Source organism: Bacillus sp. JJ864, from assembly GCF_036963045.1.
Classification (GTDB): Bacteria; Bacillota; Bacilli; order Bacillales; family Bacillaceae_G; genus Bacillus_A; species Bacillus_A pseudomycoides_C.
Genome location: NZ_JBALLY010000132.1, coordinates 15901 through 21592 on the forward strand (window position 1 = coordinate 15901; position 5692 = coordinate 21592).

A 5692-nucleotide genomic window follows, 5' to 3' on the forward strand; every position below is an offset into this window, starting at 1 on the left:
GAATTTTGAGGTGGGAGTATTACTGCCCGTTAATGCGGGATAAAAGTGATTTTTTACTAGATATGTTCTTATTTTAGAAAAGATTGCTTGTATACAATAAAGAAACTGCCCAAAGTAATACTTTTGGGCAGTTTCTTTATTTAGAAGTACTTTTTAATTTTCCTGGAGCACGGCTATATTGAAACGACTCAGCCAATTCAAAACCAAGTTCATTCGCTGCTGTTCTCGGAAAGTAGGGGTTCCGTAATAGTTCACGGCCGATAAAAATTAAGTCAGCCGCCCCTTGTTGTAAAATTTCTTCTGCTTGTATGCCACTTGTAATGAGGCCAACAGCGCCTGTAGCAATAGAAACATCGTCTTTTATATATTTTGCATAGGGTACTTGATAACCAGAATATAGATCAATATGTGCTGGTACAACAGCTCCTGAACTACAATCAATAAGGTTAACACCTTGTTCTTTCATCCACTTTGTAAACGTTACATAGTCCTCTACAGTTAAACCATCTGGATGGTAATCGTGAGCAGAAATACGAACGATTAATGGACCGCTCCATACTTCGTTTACTGCATCAATGATTTCACGTAAAAACCGATAGCGATTTTCGTGAGATCCACCATATTCATCTGTACGCTGATTTGTAAGCGGAGATAAAAATTCATTAATTAAATAACCGTGTGCGCCGTGTAATTCGATAATATCAAATCCAGCTTGTTTAGCACGTTCTGCTCCGTTACGAAAAGCCGTAATAGTTTCGTTAATTTGTTCTTTGCTCATTTGTACCGGAATTTTCATAGAGGAATCAAAAGGAATAGCTGATGGTGCAATAGGGTTTGAATCAAGAACAGCTTTTCTACCAGCATGGGCAATTTGAATAGCTGCTTTTGCCCCGTGTTCATGAATCATATCGACAACTTGACGTAGACCGTCTATATGCTCATTATCCCAAATGCCTAAATCTTTGTGGGAAATGCGTCCTTCTGGCGTTACGGCTGTAGCTTCTAACATGACAAGCCCTACTTGACCGGCTGCACGTGATGCGTAATGGACGAGATGGAAATTTGTTATTTTTCCGTCTTCGTTTTCAGCGGAGTACATACACATAGGTGACATAACAATTCGATTTTTTAATGAAACATCTTTTATTGTATATGGTGAAAATAATTGATTGTTCACGATAAACAGCCTCCTTTATTTTCTTAAATGAGCGTATATACAATGATAATTTCTTGACGAATGGAAGGTTCATTTTATTGTAGCACCTTGCTCCTTTTTTCCATAACAAAATGCTTAAAGAGGTGTTATGATGAGTATAAGAGGAGGTGGGATATTTTTTATGTATCAAGCATATTACAAAAGTGAACTTGGATGGATTGAAGTAAAAGGGGATGAGAATGGTATTTCCTCTGTGTTATTTGTAGAGCAAAAACAAGAAGATGTTCCTCATCCAATTGTTGAGCAATGTGTAATGGAGCTGGATGAATATTTTCATAAGAAGCGAACGGAATTTACTGTCTCGCTACAAGCAGAGGGAACTCCCTTTCAAAAACAAGTATGGAATGCACTTTGCGGTGTTTCGTACGGAAAAAGTGCTTCTTATCTTGATATTGCACAAAAAATTGGCAACCCAAAGGCTGTCCGTGCAATTGGCGGAGCGAATAGTAGAAATCCGATTTCGATTATTGTGCCTTGTCACCGGATTATAGGAAAGAGCGGGAAATTAGTAGGATATGAAGGAGGACTTTGGCGGAAAGAATGGCTATTAAAGCATGAAGGTTTTTTGAGATAATGAAATAATTTAGTTGAATTATATATTCTAAGTTAAAAAAAGACATAAAAACCCCTTTTTTAGAGGGAGACGAGAGGCTCTGGCCGTGCATAGAAGCGGTCAGAGCCTTTTTCTGCCGCGGGCGAGGTTTCAAACAAAGGTAGAGTGCAGGTCATGTAGAGTTTTGCATAGCAGAGACTTCTATGTTGGAAATTTAAAATAGATGATAAGATAACAAAAAAATGGCGTGTGTCATTTTTATATTTTTTTAAAGATAGTATTTAAAGTTATCAGAAAATTATGTATAATACTATTCAAGAGTACTTGGTCTTATTTTTAGTTGTTATATAGAAAGAGGGGAAATGGTCTATGAAGAAAAGGTTGTCATTGATTACAGCATTTGCACTTTCAACAAGTGTGTTAGTTGCAGGATGTGGAAATGGGGAAAAAGCATCAACAACTGAAAAGGGAAAAGAAGGAAATCAAGCGCTTGCTGATAACCAAGTATTAAATTTATTAGAAACAGCAGAAATCCCTTCTATGGATACGTCAAAGTCAACGGATACTGTATCGTTTCGTGCATTTGTAAACGCTATGGAAGGATTATACCGCTTAGATAAAGATAATAAACCAACGTCTGGTATGGCTAAAGATGTCAAGATCAGTGCGGATAAGAAAACATACACATTCCATTTACGAGATGCAAAGTGGTCAAATGGAGAGCCGGTTAAAGCACAAGATTTTGTATTTGCTTGGCGCCGTGCTGTTGATAAAGCAACAGCATCGGAATATGCGTTTATTTTGTTCGATGTTAAAAACGCTGAAAAGATTAATAAAGGAGAATTGCCGCTTGAACAGCTTGGTGTTACGGCAGAAGGTGATAAAACATTAGTGGTTGAGTTAGAGAAACCGACACCATATTTTCTAGAGCTTACAACCTTCCCAACATTTTTCCCATTGAATGAAAAATTTGTAAAAGAGCAAGGTGACAAATACGCATTAGAAGCAGATAAGTTATTATATAATGGACCATTCATGATGAGTGAATGGAAGCATGAACGAAGTTATCAGTTAAAGAAAAATCCAAACTATTGGGATAAAGGTAATGTGAAATTAGAAGAAATTAATGTAAGTGTTGTAAAAGAAACATCAACAGCTGTAAATTTATATGAGAGCAACGAAGTAGATCGAGTCATTTTAAGTTCGGAATTTGTTGATAAATATAAGAAAAGTGAAGAATTTAAATCGGAATTAGAGCCACGCATGTATTTTATTCGTTTCAATCAGAAAAATCATACTTTTGCAAATAAAAAAGTGCGTGAAGCTATTGATTTAGCATATGATAAAAAGGGAATTGCCAATGTGATTTTAAACGATGGGTCATTACCTGCATATTACTTAGTACCACAAAAGTTTACAAAAGGGCCGGATGGAAAAGACTTCCGCGAAACAAATAAAAACTTTCATGAGGGTAAAGATAATGCAGCAAAAGCGAAAAAACTATGGGAAGAAGCGAAAAAAGAGTTAGGTCAAGATACAATTACAGTTGAAATGTTGAACTATGATAAAGATAACTTGAAAAAAGTTGGAGAATACATTAAATCAGAGCTGGAGAAAAATTTACCTGGTTTGAAAGTGAATATTAAACAGCAGCCGTTTAAACAAAAGTTAGATTTAGAAAAGAAATTAGAATATGAGTTTTCTTTATCAGCATGGAGCCCGGATTATCCAGATCCAATGACATTTATTGATATGTTTATTACAGATAGTGCATTTAACGAAATGGCATATTCTAATAAGAAATATGATGAGTTAGTTGCGAAAGCAAAAGGTGAGTTGTTAACTGATGAGAAGGCACGCTGGAAGGCTTTTTCTGAAGCAGAGAAAATTTTATTTGATGATGCAGCAATTTCTCCGGTTTATCAGCAGGGCGTTGCTTTTCTTGAGAAATCCAAAGTGAAAGGAACCGCTAAGCATACATTTGGAGGAGATTTTAGTTATAAATGGACATATATTACAAAAAAATAGTCCGATAAAGATGCGTGAATATTGCGCATCTTTTTTGCTGTGAGGAGATCATGACAATGATAAAAGGAATGAATCATCTTTGCTTTTCTGTTTCAAACTTAGAGAAATCTATACAATTTTACGAAAAAGTGTTGGAAGGGAAGGTACTTGTAAAAGGTAGAACACTTGCCTATTTTGATTTGTGTGGAATGTGGGTTGCGCTAAATGAAGAGAAGGATATTCCAAGAAGTGAAATCTATCAATCATATACACATATTGCGTTTTCGATAGAAAAAGAAGATTTTACAGCATTAATACATCGTCTTAAAGTGAATAACGTACATATTTTACAAGGACGAGAGCGAGATGTACGAGATTGCCATTCTATTTATTTTACAGACCCAGACGGTCATAAGTTTGAATTTCATACAGGGACGCTACAAGAGAGGCTACAATATTATAAAGAAGCAAAACCGCATATGTTATTTTACTAAACATAGAAAGGGTGAGGGGTTGTGCATGTACTTGTTGTTGGTGGGACTGGAATGCTACAGAAAGTGTCAAAGTCGTTTGCTGAGCAAGGGTACCATACTTCTGTAATCGGACGAAATGTAAAACGTCTAAAGGAGATACAAGATTCATGTCATGCTCCTGAAAGGATAACGTGTTTAGCGGTTGATTATCATAATAGTGAGGACTTGCGTGTTAAAATTAAAAATTCCATTCAAAAAAATGGACCAATTACGCTTGTGGTCGCTTGGATTCATTCTTCGGCTGTAGATGCATTGCAAATAATTAGCGAGGAGATTGAAATACTTTCGAAAGAATGGGAGTTGTTCCATGTACTTGGAAGCAGTACTTACAAATCAGATAAAAAAGTAAGATACTCTTCTTTATGTAGGTATTATCGAATTATATTAGGCTTTATGGTAGAAGAAAAATGTTCTAGATGGTTAACACATGATGAAATTACTAGTGGAGTTATAGCTGGAATTCATCATAAACAACGGGAGTGGATTGTTGGAACATTAGAGCCATGGGATGCTAGACCGAGTTGGTAAAGGAGAAGACGATGATGAAAACAATGTTATATATTACACGTTACGGGGAAACAGAATGGAATGTAGAAAAAAGAATGCAAGGTAGAAAAAATTCAAATTTAACGGAAACTGGAATACTACAAGCAAAACAATTAGGGAAACGTATGAAAGATATGGCACTAGATGTTATTTACAGCAGTCCAAGTGGAAGAGCAATGCATACAGCTCAGTTAATTAAAGGAGATAGAGATATTCCAATTGTAACAGATGAACATTTATATGAAATTGATATGGGAGTTTGGGAAGGACATACACAAGTTGAATTGCAGGAGAAATATGCAAAAGATTTCGATTTATTTTGGAATGCACCGCATCGGTATGAATCGAAATTAGGAGAAAGTTTTTATGACGCGAGAGAGCGTGTGCTAAAGGGGCTTACATACATTCTTCAAAAGCATGAGGGAGAAAATGTTTTAATTGTTTCTCATGCTATTACTTCATTACTTATGATGGGGCATTTTGAACAACGTCCTATTGAAAATATATGGAATGGTCCTTTTATGCATAGCGCAAGTTTAAGTATGATTGAATTTAAAGAAGGAGAAAGTACAATTCACTTATTTGCTGATATTGCGCATTTTGAAGAGAGGTAAAAGGAGAAGCTTTATAAAACAATGATTTGCTCTAATAGACAAATAGACCGCTTAAAGCGGTCTATTTGCATTTTTGAAATAACGAGGAACCTTTTTGATATGGTAGAGTAATATATTATATTAACGACCAGAGCGCCCAGAACGAAGTTGTCAACTACGTTTAGAGCGACAAGTGCGCTTAGATTTGTAAGAACGGTAAGATTTGTAAGAACGGTAAGATTTG

At 35.8% G+C, this 5692-nt stretch carries 6 protein-coding genes; 5 read left to right on the top strand and 1 reads right to left on the bottom strand.

Translation table 11 applies throughout. The features are described from left to right. Nucleotides 1-136: 136 nt before the first annotated feature. A complete protein-coding gene (gene namA / locus V7024_RS18770) occupies nt 137-1177 on the bottom strand; it encodes an NADPH dehydrogenase NamA (protein ID WP_335522638.1) in 1041 nt (346 codons plus the stop codon). Between the two features lie 160 nt (nt 1178-1337). Here namA and V7024_RS18775 point away from each other — a divergent pair, with 160 nt between their 5' ends. From V7024_RS18775 to V7024_RS18795, 5 genes are all read left to right on the top strand, one after another. Next, a complete protein-coding gene (locus tag V7024_RS18775; RefSeq protein ID WP_335522640.1) occupies nt 1338-1790 on the top strand; it encodes a methylated-DNA--[protein]-cysteine S-methyltransferase in 453 nt (150 codons plus the stop codon). Nucleotides 1791-2138: 348 nt separating this feature from the next. Then, the gene (locus V7024_RS18780; RefSeq protein WP_335522642.1) at nt 2139-3797 is read left to right on the top strand and encodes a peptide ABC transporter substrate-binding protein; all 1659 of its coding nucleotides are present in this window, start codon (nt 2139-2141) and stop codon (nt 3795-3797) included. Between the two features lie 56 nt (nt 3798-3853). After that, nucleotides 3854-4270, top strand: coding sequence for a FosB/FosD family fosfomycin resistance bacillithiol transferase (fosB, locus tag V7024_RS18785; RefSeq protein WP_335522644.1), 417 nt, complete (start codon nt 3854-3856; stop codon nt 4268-4270). 21 nt (nt 4271-4291) lie between these two features. Further along, the gene (locus tag V7024_RS18790) at nt 4292-4837 is read left to right on the top strand and encodes a short-chain dehydrogenase (RefSeq protein WP_335522646.1); all 546 of its coding nucleotides are present in this window, start codon (nt 4292-4294) and stop codon (nt 4835-4837) included. 14 nt (nt 4838-4851) lie between these two features. Next, complete coding sequence (locus V7024_RS18795; RefSeq protein WP_335522648.1) at nt 4852-5469, top strand: phosphoserine phosphatase 1; 618 nt, start codon at nt 4852-4854, stop codon at nt 5467-5469. The last annotated feature ends 223 nt before the right edge of the window (nt 5470-5692 follow it).

Excerpts from the sequence above, each read along its gene's own strand:
- V7024_RS18775 (WP_335522640.1), top strand. The coding sequence starts at position 1,338 with ATGTATCAAGCATATTACAAAAGTGAACTTGGATGGATTGAAGTAAAA.
- V7024_RS18780 (WP_335522642.1), top strand. The coding sequence starts at position 2,139 with ATGAAGAAAAGGTTGTCATTGATTACAGCATTTGCACTTTCAACAAGT.
- fosB (WP_335522644.1), top strand. The coding sequence starts at position 3,854 with ATGATAAAAGGAATGAATCATCTTTGCTTTTCTGTTTCAAACTTAGAG.
- V7024_RS18795 (WP_335522648.1), top strand. The coding sequence starts at position 4,852 with ATGAAAACAATGTTATATATTACACGTTACGGGGAAACAGAATGGAAT.